Annotated in this window: 15 protein-coding genes; 8 read left to right on the forward strand and 7 right to left on the reverse strand. The window is 64.7% G+C overall.

Going from position 1 to position 20,632, the window contains the following annotated elements; genetic code table 11:
* Positions 1-61: 61 nt before the first annotated feature.
* Genes AKN83_RS19035 through AKN83_RS19045 form a run of 3 tightly spaced genes read right to left on the reverse strand, consistent with a single transcriptional unit; the run spans position 62 to position 3,093 of the window.
* A complete protein-coding gene (locus AKN83_RS19035) occupies positions 62-463 on the reverse strand; it encodes a VOC family protein (RefSeq protein ID WP_050406665.1) in 402 nt (133 codons plus the stop codon).
* Between the two features lie 24 nt (positions 464-487).
* The gene (locus tag AKN83_RS19040; protein ID WP_050406666.1) at positions 488-1,675 is read right to left on the reverse strand and encodes an acyl-CoA dehydrogenase family protein; all 1,188 of its coding nucleotides are present in this window, start codon (positions 1,673-1,675) and stop codon (positions 488-490) included.
* Between the two features lie 11 nt (positions 1,676-1,686).
* On the reverse strand, positions 1,687-3,093 hold the full coding sequence (locus tag AKN83_RS19045; RefSeq protein ID WP_050406667.1) for an MFS transporter: 1,407 nt from the start codon (positions 3,091-3,093) through the stop codon (positions 1,687-1,689).
* Between the two features lie 263 nt (positions 3,094-3,356).
* Between AKN83_RS19045 and AKN83_RS19050 the strand changes: the two genes are divergently transcribed.
* Complete coding sequence (locus AKN83_RS19050; protein ID WP_050406668.1) at positions 3,357-3,608, forward strand: PilZ domain-containing protein; 252 nt, start codon at positions 3,357-3,359, stop codon at positions 3,606-3,608.
* 205 nt (positions 3,609-3,813) lie between these two features.
* Here AKN83_RS19050 and AKN83_RS19055 read toward each other — a convergent pair whose 3' ends face one another.
* Positions 3,814-5,883: an ATP-dependent helicase gene (locus AKN83_RS19055; RefSeq protein ID WP_050406669.1), complete on the reverse strand. Its 2,070-nt coding sequence runs from the start codon at positions 5,881-5,883 to the stop codon at positions 3,814-3,816.
* A 112-nt stretch (positions 5,884-5,995) separates the two neighbouring features.
* On the opposite strand from AKN83_RS19055, the gene AKN83_RS19060 reads away from it, so the two are divergent.
* Positions 5,996-6,253: a hypothetical protein gene (locus AKN83_RS19060; protein ID WP_050406670.1), complete on the forward strand. Its 258-nt coding sequence runs from the start codon at positions 5,996-5,998 to the stop codon at positions 6,251-6,253.
* Positions 6,254-6,414: 161 nt separating this feature from the next.
* On the opposite strand, the gene AKN83_RS19065 is transcribed toward AKN83_RS19060, so the two are convergent.
* Both AKN83_RS19065 and AKN83_RS19070 read right to left on the reverse strand, forming a co-directional pair.
* Positions 6,415-6,669, reverse strand: coding sequence for a hypothetical protein (locus AKN83_RS19065; protein ID WP_050406671.1), 255 nt, complete (start codon positions 6,667-6,669; stop codon positions 6,415-6,417).
* Between the two features lie 101 nt (positions 6,670-6,770).
* Positions 6,771-6,971, reverse strand: coding sequence for a DUF3072 domain-containing protein (locus tag AKN83_RS19070; RefSeq protein ID WP_063695424.1), 201 nt, complete (start codon positions 6,969-6,971; stop codon positions 6,771-6,773).
* 103 nt (positions 6,972-7,074) lie between these two features.
* Between AKN83_RS19070 and AKN83_RS19075 the strand changes: the two genes are divergently transcribed.
* Entirely contained in the window at positions 7,075-7,353 is a 279-nt protein-coding gene (locus AKN83_RS19075) for a hypothetical protein (protein ID WP_157113466.1), read from the forward strand.
* 129 nt (positions 7,354-7,482) lie between these two features.
* Positions 7,483-7,704 (forward strand): hypothetical protein, encoded by a 222-nt coding sequence (locus AKN83_RS19080; RefSeq protein ID WP_050406674.1) that lies wholly within the window; start codon positions 7,483-7,485, stop codon positions 7,702-7,704.
* Between the two features lie 7 nt (positions 7,705-7,711).
* Here the strand turns inward: AKN83_RS19080 and AKN83_RS19085 are convergent, their stop codons facing one another.
* Positions 7,712-9,670, reverse strand: coding sequence for a PAS domain S-box protein (locus AKN83_RS19085; RefSeq protein WP_083992133.1), 1,959 nt, complete (start codon positions 9,668-9,670; stop codon positions 7,712-7,714).
* Positions 9,671-9,952: 282 nt separating this feature from the next.
* On the opposite strand from AKN83_RS19085, the gene AKN83_RS19090 reads away from it, so the two are divergent.
* The 4 genes from AKN83_RS19090 to AKN83_RS19105 all read left to right on the forward strand — a co-directional run bounded on the left by AKN83_RS19090 (position 9,953) and on the right by AKN83_RS19105 (position 20,599).
* On the forward strand, positions 9,953-16,237 hold the full coding sequence (locus AKN83_RS19090; RefSeq protein WP_063695425.1) for a HAMP domain-containing protein: 6,285 nt from the start codon (positions 9,953-9,955) through the stop codon (positions 16,235-16,237).
* 16 nt (positions 16,238-16,253) lie between these two features.
* On the forward strand, positions 16,254-17,747 hold the full coding sequence (locus tag AKN83_RS19095) for a sensor histidine kinase (protein ID WP_244522049.1): 1,494 nt from the start codon (positions 16,254-16,256) through the stop codon (positions 17,745-17,747).
* An 84-nt stretch (positions 17,748-17,831) separates the two neighbouring features.
* Complete coding sequence (locus AKN83_RS19100) at positions 17,832-18,989, forward strand: HlyD family secretion protein (protein WP_050404076.1); 1,158 nt, start codon at positions 17,832-17,834, stop codon at positions 18,987-18,989.
* Positions 18,986-20,599, forward strand: coding sequence for a DHA2 family efflux MFS transporter permease subunit (locus AKN83_RS19105; RefSeq protein ID WP_050404075.1), 1,614 nt, complete (start codon positions 18,986-18,988; stop codon positions 20,597-20,599). Before AKN83_RS19100 ends, AKN83_RS19105 begins: the two co-directional genes overlap by 4 nt.
* The last annotated feature ends 33 nt before the right edge of the window (positions 20,600-20,632 follow it).

The raw sequence follows: 20,632 nt of genomic DNA on the forward strand, positions 1-20,632 counted from the left end.
AAGTGGCCGGCACATGCACCGGCCATCTATTGAGCAGCGGGATAATCCGGCGAAGACCGGTTCAGGTCTTCGGGAAGTTCAGCTCCACGCCGCCGCCATCGGGATCGTAGAGGAAGATCTGGGTGTCGCCAGTGCGCGGCACGATCTGCTCGCGGAAGCTGATGTTGTTCGCCTGCAGGCGCTTGCGCACGGCGTCGACGTCGGTGGCTGCGAAGGCAATATGATCGAGCCGGCCGGTGTCTTCATATTTCTTCTCGGTGCCGCGCACCACGATGCCGTCGCGCGGCTTCCGGTTGCCCATCAAATGGACGGTGGCCTGGCCGCCGGAATAGAGCCAGTAGCCGGGGAAATCGAGCGGCGGACGATCGCCGTTCTCGAGGCCGAGCACGTCGCAATAGAACGCTTTGGTCTTTTCCAGATCCTGCGGCTCGATTGTGTAATGCTGCAGTCCGCCCAATGGCATGGTTCTTCTCCTTGAGAATTAGGGTTAGACGAAGCTGAGATCGGCCTCGACGCCCAGCATCCAGGCGCCGACGGTCTCGAAATGACTGAAGCGGCCCTGCAGTTGCTGGGTCACGGTGTGGATGTCGCGGAAGCGCCGTTCCAGCGGATGGCCGTCGAAGATCGCGGTGGCGCCGGCCGTGTTGTAGGCGAAGTCGACGGCCTCCCGCGCCTTGTGGATGGCGTGGGTTGCCGCCATCCGGATCGTGATGCGCTGAGCGACCGTGATGCTGTAGCCGGCAACCAGGTCCTTCCAGATGTCCGCCATCGACTGCAGCAGGAAGCCGCGGGCGGCGCGCAGATTGACCTCGGCCTGGGCGAGGCCCGATTGCACCACGGCATTGTCGCGCAGCGCCTTCTGCATGCCGCGCGGCACCTTGTTGCGGGCGACGTCGACGAAATTGTCCAGCGCGCTACGGGCGATGCCGCAGGCAACGCCGGCGAAGCCGACCTGGTAGCAGGTGTGGTTGCTCATCCGGTACAGCGGCCCGTTCTCGCGGCATTCGCGATCGAACTCGCGCGTGATCGAATGGTCCGAACGGACGAAGAAATCGTTCAGCGCGAACTGGTCGCTGGCGGTGCCGCGCAGCCCGACCGTGTTCCAGATATCGGTCCATTCGACGTCTTCGGTCCGCACCAGCATGGTGCGCTCGACCTGTTCGCCATTGGCGTCGCGACGCGGCGAGCCGTCCGCGGCATAGATCGGGCAGTGGGCGCCGAGCCAGGTGGCGTGCCGGCCGCCTGATGCAAACGACCACACCCCGGTGACGCGGTAGCCGCCCGCGCATTCGATCGCCTGGACCTTCGGACCGGGTCCCCAGGCCAACACGGCGCGCGGGTCGGCGAACATCTCCTGCGCGACCGGCAGGTCGAGATAGGCCGCCGACATCGCGCAGCCACCAGCCTGGCTCAGGCACCACGCCGTCGAGGCATCGGCCTTGGCGATGGTTTCGATGACATGGAAGAAGGTGACGGGATCGGTCTCGATCCCGTTCGTCGAGCGCGGCAAGAGCAGGCGGAACAGCCGCGCCTCGTGCAGCCGGTCGAGCAGGTCGGGCGGCAGGCGGCGCGTCGTCTCGATCGTGTCGGAGGCCGCTGCAACCGCGTCGCTGACCGCCTCGGCGCGGGCGATCACGTCGCGATCACCGGCAAGATCGGCTGAAGTCACGCCCATGCTGGCCTCCCTCAGGCGCGCCGGATGGTGGCGGAGGCCGCGACGTCAGCTGCCGCGTTGAGCTCCTTGTCGATCTGCTCGATCGACTTGCCCCGCGTCTCGAGCCCGAAGAACAGATAGACGGCACCCGCCATCAGGAACCAGCAGCCGAGATAGACGAAGGCGGTCGGGATCTGGGTCAGCGGCACGTCCGGCTTGAGATAGTTGTTCGAGCCGACGATCAGGGCAAGCCCGACCGGCCCGATGATCTTGCCGATGCCGCCGAAGCCATAGGCCGATCCCATGCCGGTGGTGCGAAGATGTGACGGCCAGACCTCCGCGGCATAGGGCCCAACGATCGCAAAGCCGCCGTCGGCGAAGAAGAACGCGGCGCCGAGCAGCAGCCAGAACGCCGACATGCCGAACAGCGTCGCGTCGTAGTGGTAGCCGGCAATAATGGTCAGCGCGCCGGCGCCGAAGCCGAGCAGGCCGCCGGCGACGCGCCGTCCCAGCAGTTCCGAGAAATACGAGAACGAGATGCGGCCGAGGAAGCCGGTGATGCTGAGCAGGATCATCATCTTGGCGGCCTCCTGCGGCGTGACCTTCAAGAGCAGCACGAACAGCGCGGGCGCCCACAGCGTGATGCCGTAGACGCCGGTCTGCGCACCCGCATTGCCAAGCCAGGAGACGATGAGGCTGCGCGGATATTTGAACAGGTCGAACCAACTGGTCTTGACGATCGGGCCGGCGTCGGCCGCGCTCGGCAATGGCAGTTCCGAAGGCGGCACCTCGAGGGCCCAGGCCAGCGACTTGCGGGCTTCGTCATAGCGTCCGTGCCGGCACAGCCAGCGCGGCGATTCCGGGACCCAGAGCCGGATCAGCAGCACCATCACCGACGGCAGCACGCCGATCGCAAACAGCAGCCGCCACTGATCAGTGCCCATGATCGCGCCCAGCACCGCGCCGAGGCCGACGCCGAGCGGGATCACGCAGGTGACGAGGCCGCCGACCCAGCCGCGCTTGTGCGAGGGCATGAACTCCTGCACCAGCGGCAGGTCGACGCAATAGAGGCCGCCGACACCGGTGCCGACGAAGAAGCGCAGGATCGCCAGATAGACCCAGCCGTTATCGGGCGTGAAATAGAGCAGCCCGGTCGCGATCGAGAAGTTCAGGACGGTGCCGGTGAAGACGATGCGGCGCCCGACCCGGTCGGCGAGCCAGCCCCAGAGATAGGCACCGAGGATGGCGCCGATGCCGGAACTCATCAGCACGGTGGCCGATTGGCCGAAGGTGAGTTTCCACGGCCCGATCAGGAACGCGAGCACAAAGCCGATCAGGAAGTAGTCGAAGAACTCCAGCGCATCGCCGATGATGGCCGCCGCAAGGATCTTGATCTGGTTGCCGGTCAGAGTCGTCCGGCGATCGAGAATCTCGAACATGGCGCGTCTCCCCATGGCGCCTGTTCGTTGCTGTTGGGTGCGTGCGTCGCGCCAGCGCATCGCCCATAGGGTGAGGCTATCCTCGCTGTCGCTAACGGCAAGCCCACACCGACGCGGGGCTCATCTGCACGGGCGCACAAGCAATCTGCCTTACCGCTGCGCACAAATCGTGGTGCGAAAGCCCGATGTAAGCCGCGGGAGCCGTTGACTCCTGCAATGCCGATCGCCCACGTTCGCGTGACGAAAACCGAGGGGCAGGCCGGGTGGACGAAAAGCGCAAGCATCCACGAACCGAGATCGATGAACCCGGCTATGTCTCGTCGGGCGGATCGGTCATGCATTGCACGATCGTGAACATATCGCCGGAGGGCGCCGCCATCGAGGTCGAGAATCCGGCCTTCGTCCCGCACAGATTCCGCCTGGTGATGGCCAACGACGCCTCGGTGGTCTACGAGTGCCAGGTGATCTGGAGCAAGAAGACGCGAATTGGGCTGAGCTTCGTGCCGACCGCCTGAGCGCCGTACGCCGGTTCCGACCACGTTCCGAAACGCGTCGACTGGCCTGTCACGCTGTTCCGCACGGCTTGACGCGGCGCAAAAAAAGGCTCCGCGCTTTCGCGGCGGAGCCGTTTGGGATGGTCGTTTGCCGATTACGAACGCGGGTTCAACGCGAGACCGACAGCTTCGTTCCCGGCGGTCGGAGAATCTTTTCGGACCGGCGTCAGCGCCACATGCCGCGCATCCGGGCGCCGACGTCGATCGGCGGCGCGCGGTTGGCGGAGGAGGCCTGCGCGGCGCCGGCTCGCGGCCAGCTGGTCCGCTCGAACATCGGCAGCAGCCGCTCCGGGATGAAACGGGTGCGCGAGGCGTACATGTGGCGGTCGCCCTTGGCGGCCTGGCCGTGGACGAAAAAGCGCTGCGGTACCATCAGATGCAGATCGTCCTTGGCGCGGGTCATCGCGACATAGAGCAGGCGGCGTTCCTCCTCGAGCTCGGCCGAGGTGCCGGCACCGAGATCGGAGGGCATGCAGCCGTCGACGACATTGAGCACGTAGACGGATTTCCATTCCTGCCCCTTGGCGGAGTGGATCGTCGACAGGATCAGATAGTCCTCGTCGAGCAGCGGCACGCCGGCCTGATCGCTGGTGGCGTCGGGCGGATCGAGCGTGAGCTCGGTGAGGAAGCGTTCGCGTGACGGATAGCCGGCGGCGATCTGCTCGAGCTGAATGAGGTCGGCGCGGCGCACCTCGCTGTCCTCGTGGATGCGATCGAGATGCGGCTCGTACCACAGGCGCGCGCGTTCGACGTCGACAGGCCATTCCGAGTAGCGGAGGTTCTCGATTGCCTCGACGAACAGCCGCCAGTCGGCGCCGGCGCGGGGCGGGGCGGGCAGCGCTGCGAGCGCGGCGATCGGATCGGCCGCCTCGCTCATGCGGTCGAGCACGCGCTGCGCCGAGGCCGGCCCGACACCGGGCAACAGATGCAGGATGCGAAAGCCGGCGACCCGGTCGCGCGGATTGGCGGTGAAGCGCAGCAGTGCCAGCATGTCCTTGACGTGCGCAGCGTCGAGGAATTTGAGGCCGCCGAATTTCACGAACGGAATGTTGCGGCGGGTCAGCTCGACCTCCAGCGGTCCGCTGTGCGATGAGGTGCGGAACAACACCGCCTGATGCTTCAACAGCGTGCCTTCCTCACGGTTGGCCAGCACCTGCTCGACGATGTAACGGGCCTGGTCGGCTTCATCGCGGATCGTGACGAGCAGAGGCTTGCGGGTCGAGGTCCGATCGGTCCACAGGTTCTTGGTGAAGCGTTCCTTGGCGAACGAGATCACGCCATTGGCGGCCGACAGGATCGGCTGCGTCGAGCGGTAGTTGCGGTCGAGCGTGATGATCTCGGCGGCCGGGCTGAACTGGCTCGGGAAGTCGAGGATGTTTCGCACGGTGGCGGCGCGGAACGAGTAGATCGACTGTGCGTCGTCGCCGACGACGGTGAGCCCGCGTCCGGCCGGCTTGAGCGCGAGCAGGATGGAGGACTGCAGGCGGTTGGTGTCCTGATATTCGTCGACCATCACATGGTCGAAGCGGCCGCCGATCTCTTCTGCGAGCGCCGTATCCGTCACCATCTGCGCCCAGTAGAGCAGGAGGTCGTCATAATCGAGCACGTTCTGGCACTGCTTGGCTTCGACATAGGCCGCGAACAATTGCTTCAACTCGCTGGCCCAGCCGGAGCACCACGGGAAGAACTGGCCCAGCACGGCCTCGATCGGCATCTCCGCGTTGACGCAGCGCGAATAGATCGCAAGGCAGGTGCCTTTGGTCGGGAACCGGCTTTCGGTGCGGGAGAAGCCGAGATCGTGGCGGACCAGGTTGATCAGGTCGGCGGAGTCCTCACGGTCATGGATCGTGAAGGCCGGGTCGAGCGCGATACGTTCGGCGAATTCACGGAGCAGCCGCGCGCCGATGCCGTGGAAGGTGCCGGCCCAACTCAGCGCATCGGTCATGATCGAGGCGCGATCGCCGAGCACGCGCCGCGCGATGCGCTCGACACGGCCGGCCATCTCGGCGGCGGCGCGCCGCGAAAAGGTCATCAACAGGATGCGGCGCGGATCGGCACCCGCGACGATCAGATGCGCGACCCGATGGGCGAGCGTGTTGGTCTTGCCGGAGCCTGCACCGGCGATCACCAGCAGCGGCGCGCCGACAATGCCGTCCTTGCCGACGCCGTGCTCGACGGCGCGGCGCTGCTCGGAATTGAGCGCATCGAGATAGGCTGTGTTGGCAAGATCAGGCACGAATCACCCCCACGAAACGCTAACAGACATTGCGATTCAGTGGGGCCGGCGCACCCGCGTCCGAGCAGAGAAATTCGATTGACATTAACGCGGCACGGCGCACAACCGCGCCATGGGTGACCCTTCCAAATCCGACACGCCGCTGAAGGCGACATTCAAGGTGCGGCTGAACGGCGAGACGGTAACGCTCGCGACCGTTGGCCAAGCCTATCGCTTCATCAGCAATCTCAGCGCCGTCGAATGGATGGAGTTCCGCTCACTGCATGACGATGCCTTGGTCGCGCTGGAGCGCGCAGCCGGCAATGCCATGCTGACGGTGCAGGCAACCAACGCGCTCCGGACGCTGTTCGTCCGCGCCAAATTGCTTTGAAAAGAAATGGGCCGCCTTGGCCCTCCGAGGCGGCCCGAGAGTCCGGCCGAAAGCGCAATGCGCACCCGGCCGTCGCGTGTACCGCCGTTACCTTGTTTGCGGCCATAACGAGCGGGCTTTACGAAAGGCGCGCCGATTCGGCTGTAGCTGCAACACCACAATCAGTGGCCGTCGTCGTCAGCGAGGCGGTCGTACACAAGGGCAGAGCGCAAGTTGATCGTTGCGATCCTCAGATAGCTGGGCTCGCGCATGGCGTTGTTGAACATCATGATCGCAATCTTCCAGTACCCGCGCTCGCGCTGATCCACGTTCAATGCTGACAAATAGTCCGCCGCGTCGCCGACGGTTGCGAGCGTTCGCCCGTCTTTCAGCGTGATCGGGAACGCAAGCGGCGACCGCTTCTCCAACTCCAGCACGAAAGCTCCCCCAAAGACCCAAGCAGCAATACCAGAACAGAGCTGGCTGCGCCGCTATATCAAAGCCTTAAGGGAGTGTCCGGCTCGGCCGGTGCGGTGGTTCAGAAAGAATCCGCCAGTGCGATCTCCGCCTTCAGGGCATCGATGCGCCGTTCGGCTTCCTCCGATGTCAGGTCGCGCGCGTACTGGTTCGGCTGATAGGCCTCCTCGGCCAGGCTCCTCAACCGCAGCGCCTGGGCACGCGACATCAGCCCGCCAAGCCGCTCCGCAACCCCGCCAAATCTCACCGCTGCCATGCTCATCGCTCACCTCGCTTGCCGGATCGTGACTTGACAATATGTTCTATTTTTGTTCTAACAAGCCATGGACAACAAGATCAATGAAATTCGTCGCAGGATCAGCACTTTGCGCGCTGAGATGACCTTGGTCGAGGCGTCGATCCGGGACCAGGTCAACCGCGATCTGGATTGCAGCGAGGCGTCATACCGGCTGATGGCGATGCGCGCCGAAGTGGCCGAGCTCGTCGGCCGCTGGAAGGCCGCCGGCGGCGGCGAGCGTCTCCCCACGGTTCGGGAGCGGCTGAGCCGAAGCTACGGCGATCGTCCGGTCGCAACCGCCAAGCCGAGCCACGCCAAATCGGACAAGGGCAAGGGGAGGCCGGGCCACAGCAACGCGAGGGTTTGATCGACCCGAACGAGCGGGCGGGCGCGTCGCGTGGGCCCGCGCCCAAATCTGGTTTCGAGACGGGAACCCGAGCCACGGGGTGGGCATTTTCTTGTGGTGAGAGCCAACACCATAGCATCGCCCAGCGCCATGATCGCCGATCCGACTGCGCCGCCGCGGGAATCGATGAATGACGATCGCAGTCCGCTGCTGACGCTGATCTCGTGCATCAGCTGCATCAGGACGATGCGGCTTGAGAGCAGCTCTCCGGGTAGCAAGGGCAGGGATATTCTCCAATACCGCTGCGAGCAGTGCAGCCGCATTGAACGGGTGCTGCTGGTGCGGCGAAGCTGGCCGGACAAGCAACCTTAAGTTCTTCTTACCGACGTGCTCGCGCGCTGCTCGGCGCATATTGCCCTGCGGGATCAATCTCGCCTGACAGACTTTCAGATCGTTGCCCTGTCAGCTTCGAGAGTTCGCGGCTGAGGTCGTGTATGTGATACGGCTTGCGCAGCACCGGGAAATCGGACCTGACGTTGCGTGCACTGTCGCTGTAGCCTGTCGTGAGCAGGATCGGAAGATCGGGCTTCCTGTCCCGGATCGTACGCGCCAGCTTCAGCCCATCCATCCGGCCAGGCATGACGATGTCACTGAACACCACGTCGATCCCGTTTGCATCGATCTCCGACAAGGCTGCCTCCGCGCTTGACACCCAGCGCACCGCGTAGCCGAGTTGCTCGAGCAGACCCATGCTTGCGTCCGCGACCGCGGGATTGTCCTCGATCAACAGAACAGTGGCCGGGCCATGCTCCGTAGCGTCGACCGGGGCAATCGCGGCGCTGCCGGTTCCCCGGGGCAGATAGATGCTGACCGTGGTACCCTTGCCCAGCGCGCTCCTGATTTCGACTCGGCCATCGGCCTGGTGGGCGAAGCCGTGAACCTGGGACAGTCCGAGGCCGGTGCCCTTGCCGACCGGCTTCGTGGTGAAGAATGGATCGAAGACCTTGCTCAGGACGTCGTCGGGAATGCCTGCGCCGGTGTCGGTCACGCTCACGACGACCTGGGCCTGGTGAGGCACATTGCGGGCAGCGATGGTGAGAGTTCCGCCGTCGACCATTGCGTCTCTCGCATTGACCACCAGGTTGATCAGCGCCGTCTCGAACTCGGTCGGATCGGCGAAAACCGGCCAGACGGCCGGCTCGACATCAATGTCGAGCCGGATCGCGCCGCCAAGCGCGCTGATCAAGACCTCACGCAGCGACGTGATCCTGTCGGTAACGTTGATGGACTGTGGGTTGACGCTTTGCCTGCGTGCGAAGGTGAGGAGCTGGCTGGTCAGCGATGCCGCACGCTGCGATGCGGTTTCGATCGCGCCTAGCGCAAGCCGGCCGCGTTCGCTCATCACCTCGCGTTTGATCCGGTGCAAATTGCCTGAAATGATCATCAACAAGTTGTTGAAATCGTGCGCGACCCCGCCAGTCAATTGGCCCAGCGCATCCATCTTCTGCGATTCCGCGAGCTGACGCTGCACCTGCTCGAGCTTCTGCTGGGCTTCGCGGCGCTCGGAGATGTCCCGAGTGATCTTGGCGAAGCCGACCAGCTTGCCGTGGTTGTCGCGGATCGGATCAATTACGACACTCGCCCAGAAGAACGAGCCGTCTTTGCGCACCCGCCAGCCTTCCTCGACATAGTGTCCGCTTTCCTCGGCGATCTTGAGCGCACGGGCCGGCTTGCCCGCGGCCTGGTCGGCCGGCGTGTAGAATCGCGCGAAACTCTGGCCGATGATTTCGGCGGGGGAGTAGCCCTTGATGCGCTCGCCGCCGGTGTTCCAGTTGGCGACGATGCCGTCCGGCGTCAGCATATACAGCGCATAATCAGTGACGTTGCTGACCAGCAGACGAAACTGGCTTTCGCTGGCCTCGAGATCCGCGCGCGCCTGCTGCCGCTCGGTTATGTCGCGGATGACCATCGCGTAGCCGACCAGCCTGCGCTTCTCGTAAACCGGGTCGATGACGACAGCGGCGAAGAATTGTGATCCATCCTTGCGGACCCACCAGCCTTCGGCAGCCACATGCTTTTCCTTGCGTGCGACTTGCAGCGCCCTGGCGGGGATACCCGAGTCGCGATCATCATCGGGATAGAAGATCGAGAAGTGCTTACCGAGGATCGCCTTGGCCGAATAGCCGGTGATCCGCTCGGCGCCCTTATTCCAATTGGTCACCCGGCCATCGGCGCCAAGCATGCAGATGGCGTAGTCGATCGCCCCTCCGGCCAACAGCCGAAATCTGCGCTCGCTTTCGAAAATGTCCCGCTTGAGACGATCTGTTTGCTTGATCATTATCAGTCCTGCCCCGCCCTAAACGCCGGGCGCGGGCCGATGTTCCAAGACGCTCGCACGCGGCCGCGCGGACCGAGCAAGACCTTAGGCTGCCGCCGGCCGGCGAAAAGTTCCAATGAGCATTGGAACCTTTGGTTCCGTTGGCGATTAAGGTCCTCGGTTTGCGTCACAAATCGTGGTTTTGGCGTTTTCCCGCTTGAATAGATCAAAGGCAGTCCTTCTTATGGTCACACTGGCGTTTCCGAGTCTACGGATTCGTGGCTAGCGCGTAGGGGAAATTCCATGACCGATCTCGGTTCGCCGCCTCGTCCCCGTGCTGATACACGCCGCGCCCAACCATCGAATGGAAGCCTCGACTCCTCGCACGATCTGCTGCAATCGCTGCAGGCGATGCGCGGCGGCGACTTCTCGGTCCGGATGCGTGGCGACTATCTCGGTATCGACGGCAAGATCGCGGACGCCTTCAACGAAATCGCAGCCGCCAACGAGCGCATGGCCCAGCAATTGGCGCGCGTCGGACAGGTCGTTGGCCGCGAGGGACAGACCCGCCAGCGCGTCAATTTCGGCCTCGCCAGCGGCGCCTGGGCCGATATGGAGAGCTCGGTCAACACGCTGATCGACGATTTGCTGTGGCCGACCCGCGAAGTCACCCGGGCGGTCGCCGCGGTGGCACAGGGCGACCTGCTGCAGACCGTGCAGCTCGACGTCGAGGGCAGGCCGCTGCGCGGCGAATTCCTGCAGTCGGCGAACATCGTCAACACGATGATCAAGCAGCTCTCGGTGTTCACCTCGGAAGTCACCCGCGTTGCCCGCGAGGTCGGCACCGAGGGCAAGCTCGGCGGCCAGGCCCAGGTGCCGGAAGTGACCGGCGTCTGGAAGGACCTGACCGAGAGCGTCAACTCGATGGCCAACAATCTGACCGGCCAGGTCCGCAACATCGCCGAGGTGACGATCGCGGTCGCCAACGGCGACTTGTCCAAGAAGATCACGGTCGACGTCCGCGGCGAGATCCTGCAGCTGAAAGAGGCCATCAACACGATGGTCGATCAGCTGCGTTCATTCGCCTCGGAAGTGACGCGCGTGGCGCGCGAGGTCGGTACCGACGGCAAGCTCGGCGGCCAGGCGATCGTGCCCGGTGTCGCCGGCACCTGGAAGGACCTGACCGACTCCGTGAACGCGATGTGCGGCAACCTGACCGCCCAGGTCCGCAACATCGCCAACGTGACCACCGCCGTGGCGCGCGGCGACCTGTCGCGCAAGATCACGGTGGACGTCAGAGGCGAAATTCTCGAACTGAAGGACACCATCAACACGATGGTGGACCAGCTCAACTCGTTCGCCTCGGAAGTGACGCGCGTGGCGCGCGAGGTCGGCACCGAAGGCAAGCTCGGCGGTCAGGCCCAGGTGCCCGGCGTCGCCGGCACATGGAAGGATCTGACCGACAACGTCAACTTCATGGCGTCGAACCTGACCGCGCAGGTCCGCAACATCGCCGACGTCGCGACCGCGATCGCCGGCGGCGACCTCTCGAAGAAGATCACGGTGAACGTGTCGGGCGAGATCCTTCAGCTGAAGGAAACGCTCAACACGATGGTGGACCAGCTCAACGCCTTCGCCTCGGAAGTGACGCGCGTGGCGCGCGAGGTCGGCACCGAAGGCAAGCTCGGCGGCCAGGCCAACGTGCTCGGCGTTGCCGGCACCTGGAAGGACCTGACCGACAACGTCAACTTCATGGCCTCGAACCTGACCGCGCAGGTCCGCAACATCGCCGGGGTCACCACCGCGGTCGCCAACGGCGACTTGTCGAAGAAGATCACGGTCGACGTGCGCGGCGAGATTCTCGAGCTGAAGGACACCATCAACACGATGGTGGACCAGCTCAACGCCTTCGCCGGCGAGGTGACGCGCGTGGCGCGCGAGGTCGGCACCGAGGGCAAGCTGGGCGGCCAGGCCGAGGTGCGCGGCGTCGCCGGCACCTGGAAGGACCTGACCGACAGCGTCAACTCGATGGCCTCGAACCTGACCGCGCAGGTCCGCAACATCGCCGAGGTCGCGACCGCCGTGGCAAAGGGCGACCTGTCGAAGAAGATCACCGTGAACGTGTCGGGCGAAATCCTTCAGCTGAAGGAAACGCTGAACACGATGGTCGACCAGCTCAACGCCTTCGCCGGCGAAGTCACGCGGGTGGCGCGCGAGGTCGGCACCGACGGCAAGCTCGGCGGCCAGGCCGAGGTGCCCGGCGTCGCCGGCACCTGGAAGGACCTGACCGACAGCGTCAACTCGATGGCCGGCAACCTGACGGCGCAGGTCCGCAACATCGCCGAGGTCGCGACCGCGATCGCCGGGGGCGACCTGTCGCGCAAGATCACGGTCGACGTGCGCGGCGAGATCCTTCAGCTGAAGGAAACGCTGAACACGATGGTAGACCAGCTCAACCGCTTCGCGGGCGAGGTGACGCGCGTGGCGCGCGAGGTCGGCACCGACGGCAGTCTCGGCGGCCAGGCCAACGTGCCCGGCGTCGCCGGCACCTGGAAGGACCTGACCGACAGCGTCAACTCGATGGCCGGCAACCTGACCGCGCAGGTCCGCAACATCGCCGAAGTCACCACCGCGGTGGCGCGCGGCGACCTGTCGCGCAAGATCACGGTCGACGTGAAGGGCGAAATCCTCGAGCTGAAGAACACCATCAACACGATGGTCGACCAGCTCAACGCCTTCGCTGGCGAGGTGACGCGTGTCGCGCGCGAAGTCGGCACCGAGGGTAAGCTCGGCGGCCAGGCCGAAGTGCCCGGCGTCGCTGGCACCTGGAAGGATTTGACCGACAACGTCAACTTCATGGCGTCGAACCTCACGGCGCAGGTCCGCAACATCGCCGAGGTCGCGACCGCGATCGCCGGCGGCGACCTGTCGAAGAAGATCACGGTGGACGTGCGTGGCGAGATCCTGCTGCTCAAGGACACCCTGAACACGATGGTGGAACAGCTGCGCTCGTTCGCCGCCGAAGTGACGCGCGTGGCGCGTGAGGTCGGCACCGAGGGACGGCTCGGCGGCCAGGCCGTGGTGCCAGGCGTCGGCGGCACCTGGAAGGATCTCACCGACAACGTCAACCTGCTCGCCGCCAACCTGACCACCCAGGTCCGCAACATCGCCGAAGTGACCACGGCCGTGGCGCGCGGCGACCTGTCGCGCAAGATCACGGTCGACGTGAAGGGCGAAATCCTCGAGCTGAAGAACACCATCAATACGATGGTCGACCAGCTCAACGCCTTCGCCGGCGAGGTGACGCGCGTGGCGCGCGAGGTCGGCACCGAGGGCAAGCTGGGCGGCCAGGCCGAGGTGCGCGGCGTCGCCGGCACCTGGAAGGACCTCACCGACACCGTCAACTTCATGGCGGCGAATCTGACCGAGCAGGTGCGCGGCATCGTCAAGGTGGTCACCGCAGTCGCCAATGGCGACCTGAAGCAGAATTTGACGGTGAAGTCGAAGGGCGAGGTGGCCGCGCTCGCCGAAACCATCAACAACATGACGGAGACGCTCGCGACTTTCGCCGAGCAGGTCACCAGCGTGGCGCGCGAAGTCGGCGTCGAGGGACGGCTCGGCGGCCAGGCCAATGTGCCCGGCGCTGCCGGGACCTGGAAGGATCTCACCGGCAACGTCAACCTGCTCGCGGCCAACCTGACCTCCCAGGTGCGTGCGATCGCGGAGGTGGCGACCGCGGTGACCAAGGGCGACCTGACGCGCTCGATCCAGGTCGACGTGCGCGGCGAAGTTGCCGAGCTCAAGGACAACATCAACACCATGATCGGCAACCTCCGTCTCACCACGGAGCGCAACACCGAGCAGGACTGGCTGAAGACCAATCTGGCGCGCTTCACCAACATGCTGCAGGGCCAGCGGGATCTCGCGACCGTCGGCCGCCTGCTGCTGACCGAGCTGGCGCCACTGATCAACGCGCATATGGGCGTGATCTACCAGGTCGACAATCCCGAGAATGCGCAGCTGCGCCTGCTGTCGGCCTATGCCAGCGACAGCAGCAATCCGCATCCGCAGATCGTCCAGTTCGGCGAGGGACTGATCGGCCAATGCGCACTCGACAAGCGGCAGCGCCTCGTCTCGGATATTCCCGGCGATGCGGTGCCGGTCAACTCGGCCTTGATGCGGATCATGCCGAAGAACCTCGTCGTGTTGCCGGTGCTGTTCGAGAACCAGGTCAAGGCCGTGATCGAGCTGTCCTCGATCTCGTCGTTCACGACCTCGCAGATTACGTTCCTCGAACAGCTCACCGACAGCATCGGCATCGTGCTCAACAGTATCGAGGCGACGATGCAGACCGAGGCGCTGCTCAAGCAGTCGCAGCAGCTCGCCGGCGAGTTGCAGACCCAGCAGAAGGAATTGCAGCAGACCAACGACCAGCTCGAGCAGAAGGCCCAGCAGCTCGCCGAACGCAACGTCGACGTCGAGCGCAAGAACCAGGAAATCGAGCAGGCCCGCCGCGCTCTGGAAGAGAAGGCGACCGAGCTGTCGCTGACCTCGAAATACAAGTCCGAATTCCTCGCCAACATGTCGCACGAGCTGCGCACGCCGCTGAACTCGATCCTGATCCTCGGCCAGCAGCTCACCGAGAATCCGGACGGCAACCTGACCGGCAAGCAGGTCGAGTTCGCCCGCACCATTCACGGCGCCGGCACCGACCTGCTGAACCTGATCAGCGACATCCTCGACCTCTCCAAGATCGAGTCCGGCACGGTGACGGTTGATGCCGAGGAAATCCTCACCTCGAGCCTGCTCGAGACCGTCGGGCGGCCGTTCCGGCACGAGGCGGAGAACCGCCATCTCTCCTTCAGCATCGATGTCGACGCCAATCTCGCGCGCAGCATGGTGACCGACTCCAAGCGATTGCAGCAGGTGCTCAAGAACCTGCTGTCGAACGCATTCAAGTTCACCGCGGACGGCGGCGTCAGCCTGACCGTGTCGGCCGCGCTCGGCGGCTGGAGCGCCGAGCATCCGATCCTGAACGCAGCACCCGCCGTCGTCGCGTTCGAAGTGTCGGATACCGGCATCGGCATCCCCCAGGACAAGCAGAAGCTGATCTTCGAGGCGTTCCAGCAGGCCGACGCCGGCACCAGCCGCAAGTATGGCGGCACCGGGCTTGGCCTTGCCATCAGCCGCGAGCTGGCCGGCCTGCTCGGCGGCGAGATCCATCTGCGCAGTGCGCCGGGCAAGGGTTCGACCTTCACGCTCTATCTGCCGCTGAAATATGCCGGACCGTCGGCGGCCTTGCGTCCGCAGGCGCTGGCGATGCCGCACACCGCGGCACCGGCGCTGCAATCGTCCAGCGTGCAAGAGCGCGTGATCGAGCAGCTGCCGGACGACCGGCTCGATCTCGAGCCCGGCGACACGATCCTCTTGATCGTCGAGGACGACCCGCATTACGCGCGGGTGCTGATCGATCTAGCTCGCGACAAGGGCTTCAAGGTGCTGGTCGCAAGCCGCGGCGCCGAGGCGCTTGACCTCGCCAAGCAGTTCCAGCCGAGCGCGGTTTCGCTCGACGTCTTCCTGCCCGACATGCTGGGCTGGACGGTGCTGAGCCAGCTCAAGCACAATCCGCTGACCCGTCACATTCCGGTCCAGATCATTACGCTCGACGAGGACCGGCAGCATGCGCTGGCGCGCGGCGCCTTCTCCTTCGTCAACAAGCCGACCACGACCGAGGGCGTCAGCGCCGCGCTGTCGCAGATCAAGGAATACGCCAAACCGCGTCGCAAGCGGCTGCTGATCGTGGAGGACAATGCAGCGGAGCAGCTCAGCATCACCGAGTTGCTCGGCCACGAGGATATCGAGATCGTAACCAGCGGAACCGGGGCAGGGGCGCTGTCGACGTTGCGCGAGCATCCGTGCGACTGCGTCGTGCTCGATCTGCGCCTGCCGGACATGAGCGGCTTCGAGGTGCTGGATCAGATCCGCAAGGACGAAACGCTCTCTAATATTCCGGTTGTGGTGTTCACGGGGCGGGAACTTTCGGCCGAAGAGGACGCGGAACTGCACACGATGGCGCGCAGCATCGTCGTCAAGGGTGTGGAGTCGCCGGAACGTCTGCTCGACGAAACGTCACTGTTCCTGCACCGTGTGATCACGGAATTGCCGATCGAAAAACAGAGGATGCTGGAGAAGCTCAACAGTTCCGATGAGGATCTGATTGGCAAGACCGCGCTCCTGGTCGACGACGACGCCCGCAACATCTTCGCGCTGTCGAGCGTGCTGGAGCGGCGAGGTATGAAGGTGTTGACTGCGACAACAGGTCACGAGGCGATCTCGCTGGTCGAGTCCAATCCGAAGATCGCGATCGTGCTGATGGACATCATGATGCCGCAGATGGACGGTTACCAGACCATCGGCGCTATCCGGCAAAATCCGGCCTTTGCGCGGCTACCGATCATCGCGCTGACCGCGAAAGCGATGAAAGGCGACCGCGAGAAATGCCTGGAGGCAGGCGCATCCGACTATCTGGCGAAACCCGTGAACACAGAGCAACTGCTGCTGGCGATCCGCATGTGGCTGCACCGCTGATCGGTGATCGAACATGATGGACCATGAAAAGGTGAACATCCTTCTGGTCGATGACCAGCCGGCCAAGCTGCTGGCTTATGAGGTCATCCTGAAGGAGCTCGGCGAGACGCTGGTCGCCGCCTCGTCGGGCCGCGAGGCGCTCGAGTTCCTGCTCAAGAACGAAGTCGCGGTCATCCTGGTCGATGTCTGCATGCCCGAGCTCGACGGTTTCGAGCTCGCGGCGATGATCCGCGAGCATCCACGCTTCCAGAAGACCGCGATGATCTTCATCTCGGCAATCCAGGTCAGCGATATCGACCGGCTGCGCGGCTACGAGATGGGCGCGGTCGACTACGTGCCCGTGCCTGTCGTGCCGGAAGTGCTGCGCGCAAAGATCCGCGTGTTCGCCGAGCTGTACCGCAAGACGCGGCAACTCGAACGCCTCAATGCCGAGCTCGAAGACCGGGTCCGCGCGCGCACCGCCGAGCTCGAGCAGTCGACCACGCGGCTGGTCGAGAGCGAAGCACGTCGCAGCATGGCGATTGCCGCCGGCAAGATGGGCTCGTGGGACTGGGACTGGGTTAACGGCGACTGGATGTGGGACGAGGGGCAATACAAGATCTTCGGCGTCGACCCGAAATCCTTCAAGCTCACGTCGGACAATATCCAGGCTCTGTTTCATCCCGACGATGTCGAGCAACTCCGCCAGGGCTGGACCGGCTTCGGCAACGGCCAAACCTCCTATGAGGCTGAATTCCGTGTGGTGCGGCCGGACGGCGAGATCCGCTGGTGCGTTGGCACGGCTGCGGCGACCAGCGACAGGAGCGGCAGGGTGGTGCGGGTCAGCGGCGTCACCGTCGACATCACCGATCGCAAGAAGGCCGAGGAACGGCAGAGCCTCTTGACCCGCGAGGTCGATCATCGCGCCAAGAACGCGCTCGCGCTGGCGCAGTCGATCGTGCGGCTGACGCGCGCCCAGAACGTCACCGCCTATGTGCGCGCGGTCGAGGGCCGCATCACGGCGCTGGCGCGCGTTCACACCGTGCTGTCGCTGTCGAGCTGGCAGGGCGCCGAGATGCGGCGGCTGGTGACCGAGGAGATCGCGCCCTATTCGGAGGCCGGGCAGATCCAGATCGATGGCGCGGAAGTGCAGTTGCAGCCCGCGACGGCGCAGACGCTGGCGCTGGCGCTGCACGAGCTCGTCACCAACTCCGCCAAATACGGCAGCCTGTCGGTGCTGTCAGGCCGTCTCGCGATCACCTGGGAGGTGCATGACGATGCGCTAATCCTAGCCTGGGTGGAATCCGGCGGGCCTGCGGTGACCAAACCGAAGCAGAAGGGCTTCGGCACACGAAGTGTCATCGCCAGCATCGAGACCCAACTAGGCGGACGGGCCGATTTCGATTGGCGTGCCGAGGGCCTGATCTGCCGGCTCACGGTTCCGCTCAAGGCGCCGGTTGGAGAGGCGGCGGCTTACCGCGATCTGTCGGCGGCCGAGCGCAAGCCCATGGTCGGTTCTAGGGCCGTGTAGCGCGTCCTCCGAAACAGGAACCAAGCGCCGGACGCTGCGGTTAACGAGGGACAATCGCTTCCGTTCGTAGCCTGAGGTGCTGCCGTGGATGCCCAAACCCGAGAGCGCGGGCCGTCCGTGGAGGAGCCGCGGCAGCTTGAGCGCGCCCAAGAACAACAGTCGCGGCCCGAGCATTCGTCTTCACCGCAACAGGAGACTGACCGCAAGCCGCCGGTGCGCGACCGGTTGCGCGAGCACTGGATGCTTGCGGCGGCCGGCGCTTGTCTGCTCCTGATTGCGCTGGTCGGTGGCGTGGCCTACTGGCTCAATGTCCGCCACTATGAATCGACCGACGACGCGTTCATCGCGGCGCGCAGCTTTGCCGTGGCCTCGAAGGTCGGCGGCTATGTCGTCGAGATCCCCGTCACCGACAACCAGCACGTCAATGCCGGAGATCTGCTCGCGAGGATCGACGAGCGCGACTACAAGATCGCGGTCGATCAGGCCGGCGCGCAAGTCGCGGCTGCCCAGGCCAATGTTGCCAATGTCCAGGCGCAGATCGACAGTCAGCAGGAGCAGATCAAGCAAGCCAAGGCGCAGCAGCAGCAAGCCGAGGCGCAACTGAAGTTCGCGCAGGAGGAGGCCGCGCGGGCCCAAGACCTCGTGGAGAAGGGCGCTGGCACGGTGCAGCGGCAGCAGCAGACGCGCTCCGACCTCGACGCCCAGCAGGCCAATACCAGCCGGACCAGAACGGCGGTCACCGCGGCCGAACTCGGCGTCAAGACGCTCGAGGCACAGCTCAGGAGCAGCAACGCATCGCTGGAGCAGGCGCAGACGCAGCTCGATCAGGCCAATCTGAACCTGCAATATACCCGCATCGTTGCGGCCCAGTCCGGACGCGTCGTCAAACTGAGCGGCGCGGTCGGCACCTTTGTGGCGCCGGCGCAGAGCGTCATGATGCTGGTTCCCGACGATATCTGGATCACCGCCAACTACAAGGAAACCCAGCTGACCGACATGCGGCCGGGCCAGCCGGTCGAGGTCAGGATCGATGCTTATCCGGGGCGCAAGCTCGCCGGCCACGTGGCTTCGGTTCAGCCTGGCTCGGGCACCGCGTTCAGCCTGCTGCCGGCGGAGAACGCGACCGGCAATTTCGTCAAGGTCGTGCAGCGCGTCCCCGTGAAGATCGTGGTCGACAACTGGCCGGCGGATGTGCCGGTCGGGCCGGGCATGTCGGTCGTGCCCTGGACCAAAGTGCGATGAGCGACGTCGCCGCAGGCGGCGGCGCATCGTGGTCGCCGGAGCGGTCGGCTGCCGGCGGGCATAATCCCTATCTGATCGCCTTCGTCGTCTCAATCGCAACGTTCATGGAAGTGCTCGACACCACGATCGCCAATGTGGCGCTACGCCATATCGCGGGTGGCCTCGCCGTCGGCCTCGACGAAAGCACCTATGTCATCACCAGCTATCTCGTCGCCAACGCCATCGTACTGTCGATCTCGGGCTGGCTCTCGACCGTGATCGGGCGCAAGCGCTTCTACATGATCTGCGTCGGCACGTTCGCATTCGCCTCGCTGCTGTGCGGATTGGCCTGGAGCCTGGAAGCACTGGTCCTGTTCCGGATCATCCAGGGCCTCGGCGGCGGCGGGATGGCGACCAGCGAGCAGGCGATCCTCGCCGACTCCTTTCCGCCGGCCAAGCGTGGCCAGGCGTTTGCGATCTACGGCGTGGCGGTCGTGGTGGCCCCTGTGATCGGGCCGACCCTCGGCGGCTGGATCACCGACACCTATACCTGGCACTGGATCTTCCTGATCAACGTGCCGATGGGCTTGATCTCGCTGTTCCTGGTCGGGACGCTGGTCAAGGAGCCGTCCGGCGCCGAAGAGGAGCGCAAGGAACTGCTCAAGGGCGGCCTGCGCGTCGACTACGTCGGATTCGTGCTGGTCGCGATCGGGCTCGGCTCGCTCGAATTCGTGCTCGACGAAGGCCAGCGCAAGGACTGGTTCGGCTCCGACATGATCACGGGCTTCGCATTGGCTTCGGCGGTTTGCCTGATTGCGCTGATCCCATGGGAGCTGACGCGTGAGGAGCCGATCGTCGATCTTCGCCTGCTGGGACGGCGCCAGTTCGGATCGTGCTTTCTGGTGATGCTGTGCACCGGCGCGGTGCTGATCGCTTCGACGCAGATCTTGCCCCAGTTGTTGCAGACCGAGCTGAATTATACCGCGCTGCTGGCGGGGCTCGCGTTGTCGCCCGGCGGCATCGTCACGCTGATCCTGATGCCGGTGGTCGGAAATCTCGTCAGTCGTGTCCAGCCGAAATACCTGATCGCGATCGGCGGCTGCATCGTCGCGTTCTCGATGTGGCACCTGACGGGACTGAACGGCGACATCACCTATGGCTACGCCGCGCTGGCCCGCATCTTCCTCTCCGCAGGACTGCCGTTCCTGTTTCTGCCGGTCACGACGGCGTCCTACGATGGCGTGCCGCCGGACAAGACCAACCAGGCGTCGGCGCTGATCAATGTCGCGCGCAACATCGGCGGGTCGATGGGCGTTGCGCTGGCCCAGACCGCGCTGGCGCAACGCCAACAATTCCACCAGAGCCGGCTCATCGAGCATGCCGCGCCCTCCGATCTCGGGTATCAGCAGACCATCGATACCATGACGCGCTACTTCCAGTCGCAGGGATCGAATGCATCGGACGCCGCATCTCAGGCGATCGCCTGGGTAGGCCAGACCTTGCAGCGGCAGGTTGATCTTCTCGCCTATATCGATGTGTTCTGGCTGCTCTCGCTCATCGGCCTTGCGATGGTTCCACTCGCTTTGATCATCAAGCCGGTCGACCAGACGTCGTCGCCCAGAGGACATTGAGGGAGATTAGAGCAGACGACATTGTGAACTCAG

Source organism: Bradyrhizobium embrapense (assembly GCF_001189235.2).
In the GTDB taxonomy this organism is placed as follows: Bacteria; Pseudomonadota; Alphaproteobacteria; order Rhizobiales; family Xanthobacteraceae; genus Bradyrhizobium; species Bradyrhizobium embrapense.